This is a genomic window from Pseudoalteromonas sp. KG3, assembly GCF_030436385.1.
Lineage (GTDB): Bacteria > Pseudomonadota > Gammaproteobacteria > Enterobacterales > Alteromonadaceae > Pseudoalteromonas > Pseudoalteromonas prydzensis.
This window is the reverse complement of the sequence record NZ_CP098523.1, coordinates 2,132,249-2,150,637: the sequence shown is the minus strand read 5'-3', so window position 1 is coordinate 2,150,637 and position 18,389 is coordinate 2,132,249. Positions and strand designations below refer to the sequence as shown.

15 protein-coding genes and 1 pseudogene are annotated in these 18,389 nt (G+C 35.3%); 13 read left to right on the top strand and 3 right to left on the bottom strand.

Going from position 1 to position 18,389, the window contains the following annotated elements:
• Positions 1 to 243: 243 nt before the first annotated feature.
• Positions 244 to 1,728 carry a hypothetical protein gene (locus NDQ71_RS10150; RefSeq protein ID WP_301561577.1) on the top strand — a complete coding sequence of 495 codons (1,485 nt, stop codon included), beginning with the start codon at positions 244 to 246 and terminating at the stop codon, positions 1,726 to 1,728.
• A gap of 81 nt (positions 1,729 to 1,809) precedes the next feature.
• A complete protein-coding gene (locus NDQ71_RS10145; RefSeq protein ID WP_301561576.1) occupies positions 1,810 to 2,406 on the top strand; it encodes a hypothetical protein in 597 nt (198 codons plus the stop codon).
• A gap of 159 nt (positions 2,407 to 2,565) precedes the next feature.
• On the opposite strand, the gene NDQ71_RS10140 is transcribed toward NDQ71_RS10145, so the two are convergent.
• The 3 genes from NDQ71_RS10140 to NDQ71_RS10130 all read right to left on the bottom strand — a co-directional run bounded on the left by NDQ71_RS10140 (position 2,566) and on the right by NDQ71_RS10130 (position 6,769).
• Positions 2,566 to 4,428 (bottom strand): acyltransferase family protein, encoded by a 1,863-nt coding sequence (locus NDQ71_RS10140; protein WP_301561575.1) that lies wholly within the window; start codon positions 4,426 to 4,428, stop codon positions 2,566 to 2,568.
• Between the two features lie 140 nt (positions 4,429 to 4,568).
• Complete coding sequence (locus NDQ71_RS10135) at positions 4,569 to 5,465, bottom strand: sulfotransferase family 2 domain-containing protein (RefSeq protein ID WP_301561574.1); 897 nt, start codon at positions 5,463 to 5,465, stop codon at positions 4,569 to 4,571.
• A complete protein-coding gene (locus tag NDQ71_RS10130) occupies positions 5,462 to 6,769 on the bottom strand; it encodes a flippase (protein ID WP_301561573.1) in 1,308 nt (435 codons plus the stop codon). The genes NDQ71_RS10135 and NDQ71_RS10130 overlap by 4 nt, the downstream gene beginning before the upstream one ends.
• 134 nt (positions 6,770 to 6,903) lie before the next feature.
• Between NDQ71_RS10130 and NDQ71_RS10125 the strand changes: the two genes are divergently transcribed.
• The 11 genes and pseudogenes from NDQ71_RS10125 (at position 6,904) to NDQ71_RS10080 (ending at position 18,354) form a co-directional block, all read left to right on the top strand.
• On the top strand, positions 6,904 to 8,052 hold the full coding sequence (locus tag NDQ71_RS10125) for a polysaccharide pyruvyl transferase family protein (RefSeq protein WP_301561572.1): 1,149 nt from the start codon (positions 6,904 to 6,906) through the stop codon (positions 8,050 to 8,052).
• Between the two features lie 396 nt (positions 8,053 to 8,448).
• Entirely contained in the window at positions 8,449 to 9,471 is a 1,023-nt protein-coding gene (locus NDQ71_RS10120) for a DUF354 domain-containing protein (protein WP_301561571.1), read from the top strand.
• An 8-nt stretch (positions 9,472 to 9,479) separates the two neighbouring features.
• A complete protein-coding gene (locus NDQ71_RS10115) occupies positions 9,480 to 10,076 on the top strand; it encodes an acyltransferase (RefSeq protein ID WP_301561570.1) in 597 nt (198 codons plus the stop codon).
• A 23-nt stretch (positions 10,077 to 10,099) separates the two neighbouring features.
• Positions 10,100 to 11,194, top strand: a complete 1,095-nt coding sequence (locus NDQ71_RS10110; RefSeq protein WP_301561569.1) for a DegT/DnrJ/EryC1/StrS aminotransferase family protein — start codon at positions 10,100 to 10,102, stop codon at positions 11,192 to 11,194.
• Positions 11,195 to 11,196: 2 nt separating this feature from the next.
• Positions 11,197 to 12,171, top strand: a complete 975-nt coding sequence (locus NDQ71_RS10105; RefSeq protein WP_301561568.1) for a Gfo/Idh/MocA family protein — start codon at positions 11,197 to 11,199, stop codon at positions 12,169 to 12,171.
• Positions 12,156 to 12,746 carry a sugar transferase gene (locus NDQ71_RS10100; protein ID WP_301561567.1) on the top strand — a complete coding sequence of 197 codons (591 nt, stop codon included), beginning with the start codon at positions 12,156 to 12,158 and terminating at the stop codon, positions 12,744 to 12,746. The genes NDQ71_RS10105 and NDQ71_RS10100 overlap by 16 nt, the downstream gene beginning before the upstream one ends.
• Before the next feature lie 33 nt (positions 12,747 to 12,779).
• Entirely contained in the window at positions 12,780 to 13,808 is a 1,029-nt protein-coding gene (locus tag NDQ71_RS10095) for a glycosyltransferase family 4 protein (RefSeq protein ID WP_301561566.1), read from the top strand.
• Positions 13,801 to 14,277 (top strand): annotated as a pseudogene (locus NDQ71_RS24395) (glycosyltransferase family 2 protein); the annotation flags it as partial. The gene NDQ71_RS10095 and the pseudogene NDQ71_RS24395, both read left to right, overlap by 8 nt.
• 1,334 nt (positions 14,278 to 15,611) lie before the next feature.
• The gene (locus NDQ71_RS24390; protein WP_367318015.1) at positions 15,612 to 15,737 is read left to right on the top strand and encodes an SWIM zinc finger family protein; all 126 of its coding nucleotides are present in this window, start codon (positions 15,612 to 15,614) and stop codon (positions 15,735 to 15,737) included.
• Positions 15,738 to 16,244: 507 nt separating this feature from the next.
• On the top strand, positions 16,245 to 17,150 hold the full coding sequence (locus tag NDQ71_RS10085; protein ID WP_301561564.1) for a Wzz/FepE/Etk N-terminal domain-containing protein: 906 nt from the start codon (positions 16,245 to 16,247) through the stop codon (positions 17,148 to 17,150).
• Positions 17,143 to 18,354, top strand: a complete 1,212-nt coding sequence (locus NDQ71_RS10080; protein WP_301561563.1) for a hypothetical protein — start codon at positions 17,143 to 17,145, stop codon at positions 18,352 to 18,354. Before NDQ71_RS10085 ends, NDQ71_RS10080 begins: the two co-directional genes overlap by 8 nt.
• Positions 18,355 to 18,389 lie beyond the last annotated feature (35 nt).

Sequence of the window (18,389 nt, the reverse complement as noted above, 5' to 3'; positions counted from 1 at the left end):
AGTTATAGTTTTAGTTGGGCGAAGTTCGTATTACACAATCACATTAGTGTGAGGTAATCGTTAATGCTATGTTTAAGTATTACTCGTTAATACTAGCAATAGTATGTTATTTACTTGACATAGTTAGAATAAGCCCTTAAATTTGCATTGATCTGACAACCTCCTGTCAGAACAATAATAAGTCTTGGTGTATCGCTAAAATTAGTTATACACAAGTTTCATGAAACTAGGAGAATGGATAAAATGAAACTTTTCAAAAAAGCACTTTTAGCAACTGCTGTATTTGGTGCAATGGGTGCACAAGCTGCAACGATCTCTAGTGATGCTCTAAGCCTTTCTAAAGAAGGTGCAGCACTAGGTGTTTTACCAACAGAACAAACTGTAATTTTTGATGTAGTGGTAGACAAAGATCACCCATCAGCATCTATAATCACTATTAACTTCGACAAAAACGTTGATATCAACGGTCTAGTTGGTGGTGCAGTTACTCAAACAGTTGGTGGCGGTACTGCATACGCTAACGATGTAGCGTTCAACTATGGTACTGGTAGCTTCACATTCGATGACGTTAAAGTTTTCGACCGTGATCAAACTAAAGGCGAAACTGACGCAATTAGCTTCAAAGTAAACCTTGGTAACCCATTAACAGCAAACTCTGCTTTCCGTGTAACTTTAGGTGAACACGGTCTTGATGTTGATTCAACTGGTGCAGATCTTGGTTTAGCTTCAGATAAAGTATTTATCGCTGGTGTATCTAACATCAACTATATCTCAAATAAAGCAGATGGTTCTCTAATCGAAACTGGTGTTGGTGAGCTTGCTAAAGAAGTTTCTCAGTTCAGCTTTGGCATCACTCAAAAATTAGACGGTGTTATCAGCCGTACTGACCAGACTGATTGGGCAAAAACTAACTTCACTTCAATTGAATCTGATGAGATTGAATACACTTTAACTAATGATGAAACATTAGGTTTAGCACTTTTAGGCGCTGATTTGAAAGTTGTATTTAACGGTAACTTTGATGGCGTAGAAGATTTCTCTGGCGTATCTCGCCCTGCGATTGACCTTAAAGTAACTTCAGCTCCAGCAACTGTGCCACAAGGTGCTTTAAGCCCACTTGTAACAAACACTGAAGGTAAAACTGTTGCTGTTGATGTTCGTTATGATTCATTAGTAGGTCTTAAGCAATCTGTTTCAGAGCAACTAGTTTTCACTAATGAAGATGATTCAACTACACCGAACGACGATGAAGCGACTGAAATCCCAGTAACTGGTGATGTTAAAGCGACTGTTACAGTTTACAATGCTGATAACAACGTAAAAGATATCCCAACTAATGGGTACCCATTGTATGACAATGTTGATGCAGGTAAGTGGACTATTGACGCGACTATCGTTAACGTACCATATATGCCAATCAATGCTCCAAGCACTAACTCATTCATCCACTTCTCTAACGAAATCAATCGTGAAGTTGATGTTATCGTAACTGCTATCGATAACAACGGTTTTGAGTATGGTCCAATGGATCTTGGTTTTAACCTTCGCCCTGACACAGTTGAAAAACTATCTATGAAATACATGGATGAGTTATTCAACCTTCAAGGTAAGTCAACTAAACTAAGCATCACATTCAATCTTGATGCGTTTAAAAATGATGTAGGCGTATACGCAGTAAGCCAAAATGACCAAGGCCGTACTGAAGTATCTAGCTCACAACAAAAATAATATTGTTTAGTCAATATGTTAAAAAACCCGGCTTAGGCCGGGTTTTTTGTATTTAATATTTATGAATGATGAGGAATAACTATGAAATTACAACCCGCTTTAATACTTTGTGCTCTAATATTTTTAAACTCAAGTGTAGGCCTAAATACTGTTAATGCTAAAGAGTCAGGTGTCAAAGATATATCTGGAATTAGTGATAGTAGTTGCAAATTTGATGTCAGCTTTTTAACAGACCCTAGTGTAAAAGAGCAAACGATTAACATTTCTAAAGGTGTAGAGTTAAAACTAAAGCAATATGTTGCCGTACGAACCAAAAATGGCGCTAATATTGCCAGTAATGTTATTTGCCAGCATTTAATAGGTCAACAGTACACTGGCTCACAGGAAGAGTGGAAAGGTTTTCTTAACACTGCAGTTCAAGGCATGATTCAGCATGGTTTTAAAGACTTAAAATTTACTAAAGTAGGTACTGATGACGCTATTTATAAAGGGCAATATCCTAACTATGAATATACCTTCACAGGCGATATAGATGGAAATAAGCAAATAATCCATAACCTAGCAGTGCTTGATAAAGCAAATAATCAAGTGATTACATTCTCGGTCAGCGGCAATGAAAAAGTAGAAAGTGTTATTAAAAAGGACTACGAAAACCTCATTAATTCATTTAGCCTCTAGGCACGACTACTTTAGGTTGTTATCAGGTTAAATCAAATCATTAGGTGTTGCTCTAACCGTGTGAGCAACGCCTTGCCTTTTACGCGGTGGAAAATATGACATTCGTAGGTTAACCTAAGAATGCTGCGGCAGTCCTAACTAGGGCCACACAGCACTGTATTAATGAACAGACGGAGCCATAATTGCAGGAAGGATATATTTATTTGCTACAAATTTAGAGCCTTCGAGAGTCAAATGCCCGTAGTCAAAAGCAATTAATGTATCTCCAACTTTCGCTCTGCAAGTAAGTTTATTATCATGATCAAAGCACAAATTTTCTAGCATATTTACAAATATGAAATTGTTATTCTTTGCATGGAAATTTAATAAATAAGAGTTGCTTTTTAAAGCCATATCATCAAAATTAGGGTCAGAAATAAACTCTTGGCCTTTATGCCTTTTTAAATAAATCACAGGGAGTGAAGGCTTCCATTGTGGTAGCGGGCCGATCACTATGACTTTTGAAACCCCCATGCTATATAGCTGATTAATAGTATTTTCCCAGTCATTTTTTTCATGCCAGCCACGCTGAGCTAATATTACCATGTCAGGTTGTGTATCTAAGATAGCTTGGTAAGCTAAGTTGTTTGAGTAATCACAACCGACATCATGGCGGTTAAAGCCATTTCTTTTATGAATAAAAGATGGGGCGCAACCCGATGATGCTAATAAACTAAAAGGCATATTCAGAGGCATCACAGCGCGTAAGCCAGTAGATATCGCACCCAAATGTGAGTCACCCCATAAAAAGACACCACCTTTTTTTGAGCTTATACATTCATCGCTAACTTGTGGAGTGTGTGTTTTAAGAATTCGATAAGATGCGTTGCATTTCAAAAATAAACCAGTTGGATCCATGACATAATTTTTGTAAGTATTAATAAATTGATTTGCTGGATCTTGAGACTTTACTCTAAAACTAAAATTACCATTATTTAGATAAACAAAAGAGGCAAGTCCCAGTGCTGTTAACATTAAAAAAACGGTTCTTACCCCTGAAGTCTTTTTCTCTATTACCTTATAAGAAAGCATACCGAAGAAAAGAGATAGTATGATTAATAGAAAAGAGTTTTTAGTAGTGTTAGTTAAATAACTGTTCATAAAAACGACTAATGGCCAATGCCATAAATAGATAGAGTAAGACCACGTTCCTAGCTTTTGGAATAGAATGTTATTAGTAACGACATTATTGTTAGATTGTGCCTGAATTATAAAAAATGTACCAAGGGCTGGAAATATTGCTAAGTAGCCAGGCCAAAGGTTTTCCTTTGAGATTAAAAAATAAGAACCTATAACCAATGTTAAACCAAGATACTCCAATCGTTTTTTTCTTGTATTAGTTAGAGCCGCCATTGGATAAAGGAAAGCTAACCCTCCTAGCATCATCTCCCAGGCGCGTGCGGGTAGTAAATAGTAAGCCGCCGTAGGCCATTTATTAGTGGCTATAACACATACAAGAAAGCTTAATACTGTAGCAAGTAAAATAGTTATTTTTATCGTCTTTACTGACATGAATTTTGTCATTGCAGTAAGTGCTAATGGATAAAGTATATAAAACTGCCACTCCACTGAAAGTGACCAAGAGTGTAGTAGCCATTTTTCATGTGATACAGCATCGAAATAACCAGACTCTTTCCAGTAAGTCATGTTAGAAAAAAAACTCAATGAAACGAATATGTGTTTAGACATTGTTGTGTAAACATGATCGAGTTCAAAAAACCAGCCAAAAACTAATAGTGCTATACATAGTGTTGCTAATGCGGGAATTATTCTTTTTGCACGTGCTATATAAAACTTCAGAATCGAAAAATCTTGCTGCTCTATCCCTCTGAATATTATTCCCGTCATTAAAAAGCCTGAAATAACGAAAAATACATCTACTCCGGCAAAGCCACCTGGCATCCAAGAGTCATTAAAATGGTATAAAACAACAGCGATGACTGCTATAGCTCTAAGTCCGTTTATATCTTTTCTAAACTGCAAAGCGGAGCCTTCTTAATAAAATTAAATAAATAATATTAGATAAATAAAAAGTAGTAATTAATTTAAACTTTATGTATCAAGTTCTATATATAATATGGGCAATCTCACGTTTCGCGCGGGCAAGTTTCGCACCTACTGTTTTATTTGTATTTATCTTTCGCTCGAAGATAGTTTTCAGAATCAAACCGGCATAAGTGCTCAATTTGTTTTTTGATATTAGGTTCGTTTAAATACGATTGTAGAGTCTCTTTAACGTGTTGTTGGCTTGGCTCTAGGTGGCTGGCGGTTACGTTATGACTGCCAATATTTATTTGCTTATTGGTAAGTTGCTTTATTTGCGCTGCAAAGCTTGTTAAATCATCTAAAAAACCGACTACTTTATAACGCTCTAAATTATAGCTAAACTCTTGTTGAATTAATTTAGCGTCATCGTGATCTTTTGCAAAGCGCCCTGTAATACACATGCTCATTACATTTGCCATTTGCCAACCACGACGATGAGCAAGTATTTCATCAACCTCTGCAGTTAAACCATCGGTACTCAGATTGTTGGGTGCCATAATGGGTAATTTATTAGTTAATTTATTAAATATGTAGTTTGAAGTAAAGCGGCTAACGGGATCTCGCAGCACAGTGACAAAATTATAACGCTCTGAATATTGCTCGATAATCTGCTTATTAGTACAAACGTGGCCACTTATATAAGGCCAGTTTTGGGCTAAATGGTATGCCAATAAGCCATTTAATTGTCCCGAATGGTGGTCACTAAATTGGCTGATGCTATCTAGACCTGTAATAGGTTGATTAAATGTAGCTAGACTCATGGCAATAGCACCTTCTCGGCTAAAGCGAGACTGTCCTGCAATCGCAAATTGCTCACGCATTGCTAAATCTATTGAAATACCGCCTGATTTTGGTACATGAACAAACGCTATAGGGGCCCCATTTGTTGGGTGTTGCGCGACTCGATGTAATTGAACATCATAACCTAAGCTATGGAAAATACGTTTTGCATTGTGTTTTATAAATAGTTTCATGGGCGGCGTGATATTAGTTGTTTTATAGATGATCTAACGATGGACGGAGAGTCTAACATAGCTTGATGTAATAGCAGGGCATATTGTTTGGTTTTTATGTTAAAAAACAAAAAACCATAGCTTGCAACCATGTACGAAATAACAGTAGCCCAAGCTGCTCCAAGCCCTTGATATTTTGGAATAAAAATTAAATTTAAAATGATGTTTGTTATCGCTCCAAGTATGCTTGATAAAAAGCTAAATTTATATAATTTTTCTATAATGAGCCACTTTGAAAGTATAGCTCGCTGAAAAATAAAAATACTGGCAAATATATGCACACTTAATATTGCTGCGCTTTGTTGATATACCTCACCATATAAAAATGTAATTAAAGGTTCGGAAATTAGCCATATGATAATGCTTAAAATAATAGCTGCCATAGTCATTAGACAAATTAATTGGCGGATCAACATAGTGTATTGCTTTTGGTTTCTGAATTTGTATTGACTAAGTTGCGCGGTGAATACATTGGCAATTAATATCGGAAATACATACCAAAACTCAGATAACTTAGCTGCCGCAGCGTAATATGCAACAGCTTCACTATTGACTAGTTGTGCTATCATTATTTGGTCAATTTTCAAATATAAAATGGCTGCTATACCAGACATTAGAAGCCACTTTCCCTTATGGAAAAGCGCAAAATAAGTGTTTTTGGTAGGGCGTTTTTTAATCTTTTTATGATGTTGCTGGTATACATATGTAAAATAATAGCAGCACCCAATAACTACAAACTCTAAGCCCTGTAATAAAACTAATGTTGTTAATGTCGCGCTATTAAGTATTGCGATGAGTTTTAATGCATTGATTATAAAAAGTGTCGATAACCTTAGTGTTAACAACAGGCTCACTTGCCTTTTTGCTAAATAATAGTATTCAATGACATAAAATAAACTAAAGCCCTGCATTGCAACTAAAACAACAATTAGCACCGAACTATTGCTTTGTTGGGCTGCGCTAAAGCAAATAAATGAGGCTGCTACAATTGCGGAGAGTGTACCTATAAAGCGAATAACTAAAGCGCTGGAAATATAGTAGTGGCTATTTGTTGGGTGCTTAACAACGTACTTAGTAATGATATTGTTAAGGCCCATTGCGGTAAGTGGCGCAAAAATACCAGCAAAAGAGAGTATGTAAGAGTACTCTCCAAACAGGGAAGGGCCAGCTAGACGTGCCAGCAAAATGCTATTGATAAAGCTAAGGCCAAGTAAAATGACTTTTTCAAAGATTAATAGCAGGCTATTTTTAACACTTGAGGCCATTTCAGCGATAAGTTTCTATATTAGTAAAAAGGATATTATATATTACCCTGTTGAAATTGGCACTGAAAGCTTGAATGCCATAGGTATGGCGTATAAGCTTCATGCTTTGTAAACACTAGTAATAAGGTCATAGTGTGCTAATTGAAATTAAAGGTGTGCAATTTGTAAATAAAGGTGCGGAGTTAATGTTGTTTGCTATTTTACAACAGCTAAAAAAACATTTGCCAGATGCCGAAGTTTGTTTGGCTCATAATGCAAACTCACCCTATAGCAAGCGTGCTGCTGCAGGTGCTTTTCAAAAAATAAATTTAAGAAAGAATATTTTCGACTTTAATTCTATATTTTATTTTGTTCCTGCTAAAGCCCGTAATTATTTTAAAGAGCGTTTTGGCGTAGTAACTGAAGCTGACGTCGATGTTGTACTTGATGCTTCAGGATTCAGTTATGGTGATCAGTGGCCTGACTTGATATTACGACAAGTTGCGAGTGAAGTTTCACGACTTAAGAGAAAGAAAAAAATATACATTTTTATGCCGCAATCATTAGGCCCTTTTACTCGGAAAAAAAATAAGCTATACGCCACAAAAGCATTTTCGGATGCGAAAATTGTTTTTGCGCGTGAAAAACCATCGTATCAATATATTCATGATTTGCTTTCAAGCACTACTCGTAATTACTACCAAATGCCTGATTTCACAAATTTAGTTACCGCCATGTCGGATGAACAATATATTGCATATAAGAATCATCTTATAGTGATACCAAATTCAAAAATGTTAAGCAGTAAAAATAAAGACCAACATTGGAAAACAAACTATACAACTATGATGGTCACATTGATCAATCAAGCAATGAATGAAGGGGTCCCTGTTGTTATCCTAAATCACAGCGGTCACGATGATCGTGATTTATGTTTAGTCATCCAGCAAGGTGTCAATAGTCCATGCGATATAATCGAACCTGCCACAGCAATTGCAGTTAAAAACGTCATTGGCATGGCCAGAGCAGTAGTAAGCTCAAGATTTCATGGCTGCGTTAGTGCTTTATCACAAGGTATTCCGTGCATTGCCACTGGTTGGAGTCATAAATACCAAGAGTTGTTTAGGGAATACAAGAGTGAGCACTTGCTGTTGACTTCACAAATGGATGAATATGTTTTACAGAGTAAATTACATTGCTTACTAAACCCAGAACCACAATGGCTTGACACGCTTCACGCCACAAGTGAACAATATAAAGCTCAAAGTACAGAAATGTGGAAAAAGATTTTCGCCGAAATATAAACTCTACAATACCCTAATTTATACATAATAGAGCCACTCCTAAAAACAGCTAATAACCTTAGTGATGTTGAGGGAATGTGTTTTATTGTAATTTTATGTAAGTGTTTTGTGTCTGTAGTCTTGATTCACTTTGTAAATTTGGCTTAGTGATTTATAGTTCAGCGGAATCAGTATTTTATGAATGGGACTCTACTGACATAACATTAAAGGTTATGTGTTATACCTCTAGAACATTTCGAGTTGATATTTTTTCTAAATATAGCTGCTGATTTTGCTTGGTGTTGTTTAATACCTATTGATAAATAGCCACATCGTTTTTAGCGTGGCCTGACTTGTAAGCTTAAGCTTAAGCTTATTCTTATATTATTCTCTCCTTTTAAAATTGTGGGTTATTTGATGAAAATATGGATAGATTTAACGAACTCCCCACATGTGACTTTTTTCTCACCAATTATAAAGCGCTTAGAGGCTGCTGGGCATGAAACTATAGTTACTTATCGTGATTTCGCTCAAACTAAAAGTTTGGTAGAAAATGCTCCCTTTGAAGCCACGCTAATTGATGGTCATGGTGGAAAGTCAAAACTTGGTAAGATTAAAAACTTAATAAGTCGTACTTATCAACTGATAATTTTTTCGCGAAATAAAAATATTGATATTGCTGTATCTCATAATTCATATTTTCAACTTGCTGCTGCAAAGTTATTAGGAATTAAAAGCCTAACCAGTATGGACTTTGAAGGCCAACCAGCGAACCATATTGCTTTTCGATTAGCATCATTAGTGTCTGTTCCTGAGGTGTTTCCTAAAGAAGATTTAAAACGATTTGGCGCTAAGAATGTTCGTTTCTATCGTGGTATTAAAGAAACCATAAGTTTAGCTGATTTTTCAATAGATCCTGGTTTTGAGTTAAAGTTAATTGAAGCTTTTAAGTTACAAAAGGCTGATTTAGATAAACCAGTGATCGTAGTTCGACCTCCCCCGAGTCTAGCGTTGTATCATAATAATGATGATGAAATATTTCAGTTGGTACTTGTTAAGCTAAATTCATTAGACTGCACAACTTTAATTGTGCCTCGTACAAGTGAGCAGGCAGATGAAATTAAATCTAAATTTCCAGATTTCTTTTTTTCTGACATTACTCTAGACGGGCTTCAACTAGTTGCATACGCTGATGGGTTAATCAGTGGTGGTGGGAGTATGAATCGAGAAGCCGCATGCTTAGGAACAGAAGCAATATCAGTATTTTCTGACAAGCTATGTGCGATTGATCAATTTCTACAATCAAAAAGCATGTTAAAACAGCTTACTACAGAAGCTGACGTAAGTAATTTAAAGTTTAATCAAAAAAATATGGCGATATACGAGCCATCTACACAATCGATAGATGACTTCATCCAACATATAAATCAACTTACCTAAGGATTAAAATGAGTAAAGTATTTATTCACGCAACCGCAGAAGTAAGCGACAAAGCTATTTTAGGTGGAAATACTAAAGTCTGGAATTTAGCGCAGATTCGCGAAAATGCATCCATTGGCGATAATACCATTATTTCAAAAAATGTGTATGTTGATTTTGATGTGAAAATTGGTCGCAATGTGAAAATACAAAATAATGTTTCTGTGTATCATGGAGTTACAATCGAAGATGATGTGTTTGTTGGTCCATCAGCTATTTTTACCAATGACTTTCGCCCACGAGCTGTAAATGATGATTGGAAGGTAACACCTACTTTGATAGAAAAAGGGGCTTCTATTGGTGCGGGGGCTACACTTATTTGCGGAATTAAAGTGGGTCAATATGCAATGATTGGCTCAGGTGCGGTTGTGAATAAAGACGTTCCAGCACATGCACTTGTAGTTGGAAACCCTGCAAAGTCAGTCGGTTTTGTTTATAAAAATGGTGAGCGAGTAGCGACAGAACACTTAGTTGAAATAACAGGCAATAAAGCTGTCTTTATACATCCTCAGAGCCAAGAAAAGCTTAGCTTACCATTGCAGAATATTAAAGTTTTACCAATTTAAAGTGGAGTTTATAAATGATTAACATGGCTCAGCCTCAAATAGGCCAAGAAGAAATTGATGCTGTTGTTGCAGTAATGAAATCAGGAATGATTGCATCAGGGACTATAGTCACTGATTTTGAAAGTGCATTTTCGGATTATATCGGTGCGCCTTTTGCTGTTGCATCATCAAATGGGACTACAGCTCTGCATGCAGCTTTATTAGGACTTGGTATCAGTGAGGGCGATAAAGTATTAACGACTCCTTTTACATTTATTGCATCAAGCAATTCTATCTTATTTAATCGCGCAACTCCTGTTTTTATCGATATTGACAAAGATACCTTCTTACTTGACCTTGATCGATTGGAAGAGTATTTAGAAAATGCCAATGATTCAAGTATTAAAGCAATTTTAGTGGTTCACCTATTTGGTCTGGCGTGTGATATGCCAAGATTGATGAAGATCGCAGAAAAATATAATTTACAAGTGATTGAGGATTGCGCGCAAAGCCACGGTGCTGAAATAAATGGTGTCAAAGCGGGTAGCTTTGGTGATGCCGCATGCTTTAGTTTTTACCCAACGAAGAACATGACTACTAGCGAAGGTGGTATTTCATTATTTAAAGATCAAGCTAAAGCTGACCTTGCTCGTAAATATGTTAATCATGGACGTGTTGACCAATATAAGCATGATGTGCTTGGTTATAATTATAGAATGACTAATATTTGTGCTGCAATTGGTTTAGAGCAACTTAAAAAGTTACCTGTTATGAATGCTCAGCGCATTAGTAATGCACAAGTATATAATGAACTTTTAGCAGCGAATGCCTACATAAAAACACCTGTATTACCATCTACATTTAAGCACGTTTATCACCAATATACGGTTGTTGTCGAAGATATAGCTCGTGACGAAGTTCAGTCACTTTTAAAAGAGAACAATATAGGCTCGGCAGTTGTATATCCTTATAGCATGACGGAACAAGAGTTTTATCAAGATAAAAGCATAAATGTAGGCGACGAGATATCTAGAGAAATATCTCGTAAGGTGTTATCTTTACCTGTTCACCCAGGTTTGAATCAATCAGATATAGAGGCGGTTTGCCGGGTATTAAATTCAATTGGACTGAGTAAATAACTATGAATCACCCTAGAAAAGTACTAAAAGTAGGAGTTGTTGGTGCAGGCTCAATGGGCCGCAACCATACACGTGTTGCAGTTGCAAATCCTTTAGTTGAATGTAAAGGAATTTTTGATCCGAATGAAAAAACGGGTGTTGCGGTTGCGGATGAATATAGCTGTTATTATTACGATAACTATGACGAAATGCTAGCTGCTGTAGATGCAGTTATAATAGCAGCTCCTACAACGCTACATCATCACTTAGCAAAAACAGCCTTATTAGCAGGTAAGCATTGTTTAATTGAAAAACCTGTAACAGTCGAGATAAGTGAAGCCGAAGAGCTAAAAAAAATAGCGGAAGAAAAAGGGCTTGTAGTAGTAATAGGTCATGTTGAGCGTTATAACCCAGTATATCCTGAGCTCAAAAAAATACTTGAAGATAAAGAAGTTCTGAGTATTAAAGCAAGCCGCTTAAGTTATAACACTAATCGTGCAAATGATGTTGATGTTGTGCTCGATTTAATGATTCATGATTTAGACAACGTAAATTGCTTGGTATCTGAACCACTCAATGTAATTAGTGCTGTAGGTGGCGCGTTTCATTCATCAAATCTAGATTATGCAACAGCGTTACTTAAAACCGAAAGTGGTATCGTATGCGATATTACAGCGAGTAAAGTATCTCAAACAAAGCATAGGTCGTTACAAATCTCATGTTCAAACTGCTTCATTTCGGTCGACTTTTTACGTAAAGAAATTGAATTGAATCGTCATGCTCAAGGTTCTTATGTTTCTGATAGTTCAGAGGTTAAATATAAGCAAGAGCAACTAGTTGAACGCGTCTTTGTGCCAAATGTCGAGCCGCTGATGGCTGAACATGTTGACTTTGCAAATGCTATTTTAAACGATACTCCAGTGCGAGTAAGCATCCAAGATGGTATAGAAGCGTTACGTTTAGCAAATGAGGTGCAAAAGCAGTGCCAAGCAAACTAATTCGTTTTATTGATATTGTACTTTCGATCATTGCGATTGTTCTGCTTTCACCTATATTAATAGTGATTTATTTTTTGATCGCTATTAATATGGGGATTCCTGTATTTTTTGCACAAGAACGATTAGGTTATAATGGTAAAGTTTTTACTGTATTAAAGTTTAGAAGCATGGATAGCAGTAAAGTTATTAATGAAGAAAAACTTGAAAAGGTAAACGAGCATACGATTAAGTTTAAAAATGATCCTAGAATTACTCCGCTAGGTTCTTTTTTACGTAAATCGAGCCTTGATGAATTGCCACAACTGTTCAATGTGCTTAAAGGTGATATGTCGCTTGTGGGACCTCGTCCTTGGGTGCCTGAAGAGTATGAAAACTTACCTAAAGAGTGGTTTGCTCGCTTAAACGCAAAACCAGGTATTACAGGTCTCGCGCAAATAAACGGTCGCAGTGATTTAGATATGGCTAAGATCGTTGAACTTGATATTGAATGGGTTCAAACGCAAAGTCTTAAGCGTTACTTTACAGTTTTGATGCAAACCGTATTAAGTACGACAAAAATGAAAAATGTTTATTAAAAACACACCATGAGAATTTTAGTTGTATCAAATATGGGTTCTAAAAAGTCGAATCCAACATTAGGGCTGTTTGTTGATAAGCAAGTTGCTCTATTAAAGCGAAAAGTGGAATATTTAAGTTATTTTTATATGAAATTTAACGGAGATTCTCTTTTTCATAAGGCCGTAAAATATCCTTATTTTTTCATAAGCTTTTTTATTCAACACGTTTTTTCTATCAAGAAATACGACATCATTCATGTTCATTACTATTACCCAACTATTATTACCGCCTTAATTTATAAGTATTGCCGTAATCAACGAGTCAAAATTATAGTGACTTGCCATGGTGGTGATATTTATTGTTATGATCCACCTAAGACTATATATAAGAGACTATCAACATTAGTTGACCATTGGATATTTACGTCAGCAGCATTGCAAAAACGTTTTTTTAAGCCAGTAAAAAACGCCAGTGTGATTTGTGCTGGCTATGACGATGCTGTTTATCAATATAATGATGTAGATGATAAGTCTATAGATTGTATAATTGTAGGTTCGCTTGATCATAATAAGGGATTGGATCGCTTCATAACTCTTGTTAAAACGTACCCCAATCTTCGTTTTGCTGTAGTTGGCAGTGGTTCTTATCATACCCAACTTATTAAGCTTGAACAAAAAACTAGTAATTTAACTTATTTTGGCTCGTTAGAACCACATAAACTAAAAGCAGCTATATCTTCATCACATTTATTACTATCTCTATCTCGTAATGAATCTTTCGGTTTGGTAATCTCTGAAGCGCATGCATTGGGTGTTCCTTGTATCGCAACTAAAACAGATGGCTCTTTAGCACAAATACATGACGATCATTTTATTATTAAACAAACAGGTGATGTTGCAGAGAGTGAAATTGTGGAGTCGATTTACCTGTCAGTAGATCGTTATTTATCGCTACCACCACAGCAGCAAAATGTAATTAGAACAAAACTAGCAAAAGATGCTAAAGTTTTCTCACTTTCAAAAGCAACATCATTAATTGTTGATTGTTATAACCAGCTACTGGGTACTAAAAATGCTTAATAAGACGATAGGTATTTATCTACCCACAAAAAACCGAGTCGAACTGTTAAAAAGAGCTGTGGATTCTGTTTTAGCGCAAACATATAGCAATTTTAAGCTGTTAATTATAGATGATGGCTCAACCGATACAACACCTGAATACCTAAAATCAATAACGGATCCTCGCGTATCATATATTCGTAATGAGCAATCTGAACGGGCATGCAATGCAAGAAACCGCGCAATTAAAGAGCTAGATACAGAGTTAGTCACCGGCCTAGATGATGACGATGTGTTTTTGCCTGAGCGTTTAGAACGCTTAATTGCTGTGTATGATCCTCATTATGCATTTGTTTGTAGTGGCTATTATTGGGACTATGGCGCACATAAAAAATCATTGTTCTCTAGTAATAAAGTTATCTCAGTCTCAGCAGCTCTAGATCTAAACCAGTGTTCAAATCAAATACTTGTTGAACGAAAAAGAATTTTAGAGGTTGGCGGTTTTGATCCTGAATTACCTGCGCTACAAGATCATGATTTGTGGGTAAGATTAATTGCAAAATATGGAGACGCTTATCGCTTAGGTGAAGAGCTCTATATTGTTAATGATGATCAAGAGTTAGAACGTATTTCATCCGTAAAGAATAAGCTTTATGCAATTGATTTATTTGAAAAAAAGCATATTTCAATTATGAATCAACGAAATAAAGAAAACTTTGCATTTTATCGAAAAAAAATAAAAGGTGAAAAAGTCTCTTTTTTGGAGCTATTAAGCTCTAGCCAGCATGGTTTATTCAAATTAAAAGCGAGGCATACTCTATCTCAATATTTAAGCAAGTTAGCTAAGTATCGTTTAGATTATATGCATAACAACAAGGTTGAACAACCAGTTGCGAATTGGTTATTAACGGTTTTTATTCCGCTTATTGCTACAGGTGGTCCAGGTGCATCACGAGTCATTTTATTATCATCCTGCATTTTCTTTTTAGGTGCGAGTAATACCGCTTCCTTTGGTAGTGATTTTTTTATTCTAATGCTCTTAAACACGATGTTTAGTCAAAGTTATGGCTTTTTTATACTCAAACAAGAGTACGGAAATTCATTTAATGCCGTGATAACTCAGTCCCTAAGTGGGCTAGTCATCTCATTGGCCATTTTGTGTGGTTTATATTTTGCGGAAATAATTTCAAATTTAGTTTTTTCAGCTCCTCTACTTATAACATTACATTTTTATTATTTGTTTAGGTTTAAGCGAATAGCTAAGCATGGTTTTTTTATTTTAGCTATTGCAGAATGTTTTATTTCTGCAATTTGTCTCTTTGCTCCAATTATTCTAAGTAAATTACAGATTGAACATCTTAACGCACCATATATTGTTTACGTAGTAGCATCTTTTATTGGTTTACTTGTAGTACTAAGCTTCAATGAAAAACAAATTAACAGCCCTGAAAATAAAAAAATACCAAGGCAGAAAGTCATAAATATTGCTATTTCGACAGCAGCGAGTGTTTTTGCGCTATTTTGTTTCCCGTATACAGCAAAGTTGGTTTTAGAACCTCAAATTGCATCATACGTAGCTTTGACTATTTCGTGCTTTTCTATTGCAATGCTGATCCCTCGAACTCAAGCGAATAAGTCTTTACCAAAGCTAGGCTTAGATAGCTTATCAGCTGATGTACTAATAAATATCAATAAGAGTTACAGTAAACTGATTTGGGGAAGTTGTTTAGTTAGCTTGTTAATAACAGCGTGCTATTTAAAACTGTTAGCCGTTCCTTGGGATTTAGCTTTTAGCATACCAGCAGCTATTATGTGCCTCTTTTTATGTTCGCAATATGGTTTTATCTATCTAACAACATTAAGTTTGCGCGGAAAAGATGCGATTGTAGCGAAGCTAAATTTAATGGTTTTGCTTGTTACCATTGCGTCGCTCAGTCTATTATTATTTAAAGTTTTTAATATAGAAATGATTGCTCTATTACTCCCTATTATTTGCATAACATTTGTAGTTCGAAATATACAAGCAAAAAAAGTAATAACCCGAATTACTCATTAAAGATTTCATATGAGTAATTATATGCTACGAGAATTATGAAGCAATAGAAGAGCGAACAGGAGATCTTAGAATGATATCAGCGGTTGGTGCTATTAAAAACGTACTCAATAGTGAGTGAAAACCTTAGTAATTTATTTTTTAGTTTTGGCTGTCGTTTTATACCTATTCGATACTGTTAAGTCCCTTCAAGTAAATGCATTTGTAGCTAAGTAAAATATAGTGGATATATAGTACAGCTGCTTTTATAGATATTTATCAGTTTAAGTATGAGTATTATAAGTTCATTGTTTCTCATTGTTCGTTTGGTGTTTATAATAAGAGGCATAAATATAAGAATGTAATCGAAATAAGGTTCTCTGGACTTTCAATTAAGACGAAAATAATTTTATTTAGGATAAATAATGAAAACAAAAAGTAGTGATATGCTTGCATTCTTTAAAATAATTAAAGATAACTTTTTAATTATATTTCTAGTTACGACAATTTTTTCTGTCGTATCAATTTTTTATTCGTTAAGTTTACCTAATGAATATCGTTCATTTTCAAAAATATCAGCTGTTAGTGAAGATAAATCTTCAAACCTAGGAGCGTTGGCAAGCCAATTCGGTGGATTGGCTAGCATGGCTGGAGTTTCTTTAGGTGGTAGTGATGTTAATGTGATAGTTGAAACATTAGAGTCTAGGGACTTTATAAAATCTTTTATTGAAAAAGAGGACATAGCTATAGCTCTTTTTGCAGCAAAAAACTGGGAACGTGAAACTAATAAACTCTTATTAGATGATAAAATTTATGATGGAAAAAATAAAGCTTGGGTAAGAGAAGTAGAGCCATACCAGTCTGTGGAGCCATCATTGGAAGAGTTGTTTTTGAAGTTTCAAGATATATTAAGCTATTCAAAAAATAAGAAAACAGATCTCCTCACTGTTTCAATTACTTTTTATTCACCCGAAATATCAAAGCAATGGTTAGATTCTTTATTGATTCATCTAAGTGAATACTTAAGAGGTAGAGATTTAGTCGACGCACAGCAGAGCATAGAGTTTATTGAATCTCAGTATAAAGAAGTCGACAACACAGATTTAAAAGTAACACTATCCCAATTACTGCAAGAGCAATATCAGCAGCTAACCCTTGCTAAGGTTAAGAAAACATTTGGTTTTGAAGTTAGAGATAGTGCATTTTTACCAGAAGAAAAAGCGGGCCCTAAACGTGCATTTATCGTTATCGCTTTTACTTTTATAGGTGGAATTCTTGGCTTGCTGTTAGCATTTATAAGAACATACATTCGATTGATAAAACATGCCTGAGAAGTACCTAGCATTATCCGTAATAATTTTCATCATACTAATGCTGAGAACGCAAAATTCTTTGGTGCAAGTTTATGTTGGAAGTTTTACAGCCTACTTTTTTTTAGGGTGGGTTTTCGCTAAATATGTTGATATTTGGCAGTTAACCTTTTACTCAATTTCTGCACTCTCTCTAATGTGTGGTGTAGTTATGGGAAATAGCTTTATTGCAATTCGAAAACTCCAAAAAGCTGATACTAAACGTATTGATTTTTCAATCCCAGAGGAAGGAATACAATTTAATCCGTTACTAACAATAGCTTTAATTTCATGTGTTTTTGTTGCTTTTTGTAGTTATCTAATTTTAATTTTATTGCATGGCTTACCAGTACTAAACATAGGAGACCGAACAGAGGTGTCTGGTTTTTTTACTTATCTAATCGGCTTGATTTGGATTATCTATCCATTTATATATGTTTGGCTTCCTAAAAGGTATCTATTAGCAGCAACTTTTGGAGTTGGCTTTATTATGCTAACGATGGGATATAGAACACCTTTAGTTGTAACTATTTTGATGTTCATCTTTTTGAATATTAAGTACGGTAGGTTTGTTTTAACTAGAAATATTAAGCTACTTGGCTGTCTTTTACTTTTATCTGTTTTAACACTATACCCGCTACTTAGATTTCAGGATGATCCTGAAGCGGTTGTAAAGTTACTAGCAAACTTAGATATGCCTGAAGAATTGTTTGTTTTTGCACCATTTATTCTGGTGTTTGCAGAAGGAGCAAGTGTTGTTAAGGGAATAGCGATGATTCTTCCGGATGTTGGTCTTCAGTATGGGCAGTTCACACTAGCTGGCTTTTCTACGGTTTTACCAGGAGAGCAAACTCATAGTAGAACATTATTATCTTACTGGCTAGGTAGAACTAATTGGCAAGAGTCTACCACCACGTCATCTATCTTAGGTCAGTTTTATTTAGAAGTAGGGCAATATGGAACTTACTTTTTGTGTTTTTTTTTGGGGCTTTTCATTTGTTTAGGAAGCAATCGATTTTTGACCGCAAACCGGCCAATTAAAAGCGCTCCTTTTTTAATTGTATTTATACTTTTAACTATATCAATACACACTGGAATGCTCGATCCATTAATATTATATGTTTTACTCATCTATATGCTGATTATATTTATAAGTAAGATGGGTGATGTGATTTTTAAAAAATAAGGATTTATAGGATGAAAAATCTATTATTAAAAATT

Excerpts from the sequence above, each read along its gene's own strand:
- NDQ71_RS10150 (WP_301561577.1), top strand. The coding sequence starts at position 244 with ATGAAACTTTTCAAAAAAGCACTTTTAGCAACTGCTGTATTTGGTGCA.
- NDQ71_RS10145 (WP_301561576.1), top strand. The coding sequence starts at position 1,810 with ATGAAATTACAACCCGCTTTAATACTTTGTGCTCTAATATTTTTAAAC.
- NDQ71_RS10135 (WP_301561574.1), bottom strand. The coding sequence starts at position 5,465 with ATGAAACTATTTATAAAACACAATGCAAAACGTATTTTCCATAGCTTA.
- NDQ71_RS10130 (WP_301561573.1), bottom strand. The coding sequence starts at position 6,769 with ATGGCCTCAAGTGTTAAAAATAGCCTGCTATTAATCTTTGAAAAAGTC.
- NDQ71_RS10120 (WP_301561571.1), top strand. The coding sequence starts at position 8,449 with ATGAAAATATGGATAGATTTAACGAACTCCCCACATGTGACTTTTTTC.
- NDQ71_RS10115 (WP_301561570.1), top strand. The coding sequence starts at position 9,480 with ATGAGTAAAGTATTTATTCACGCAACCGCAGAAGTAAGCGACAAAGCT.
- NDQ71_RS10110 (WP_301561569.1), top strand. The coding sequence starts at position 10,100 with ATGGCTCAGCCTCAAATAGGCCAAGAAGAAATTGATGCTGTTGTTGCA.
- NDQ71_RS10105 (WP_301561568.1), top strand. The coding sequence starts at position 11,197 with ATGAATCACCCTAGAAAAGTACTAAAAGTAGGAGTTGTTGGTGCAGGC.
- NDQ71_RS10095 (WP_301561566.1), top strand. The coding sequence starts at position 12,780 with ATGGGTTCTAAAAAGTCGAATCCAACATTAGGGCTGTTTGTTGATAAG.
- NDQ71_RS24390 (WP_367318015.1), top strand. The coding sequence starts at position 15,612 with ATGTTCGCAATATGGTTTTATCTATCTAACAACATTAAGTTTGCGCGG.
- NDQ71_RS10085 (WP_301561564.1), top strand. The coding sequence starts at position 16,245 with ATGAAAACAAAAAGTAGTGATATGCTTGCATTCTTTAAAATAATTAAA.
- NDQ71_RS10080 (WP_301561563.1), top strand. The coding sequence starts at position 17,143 with ATGCCTGAGAAGTACCTAGCATTATCCGTAATAATTTTCATCATACTA.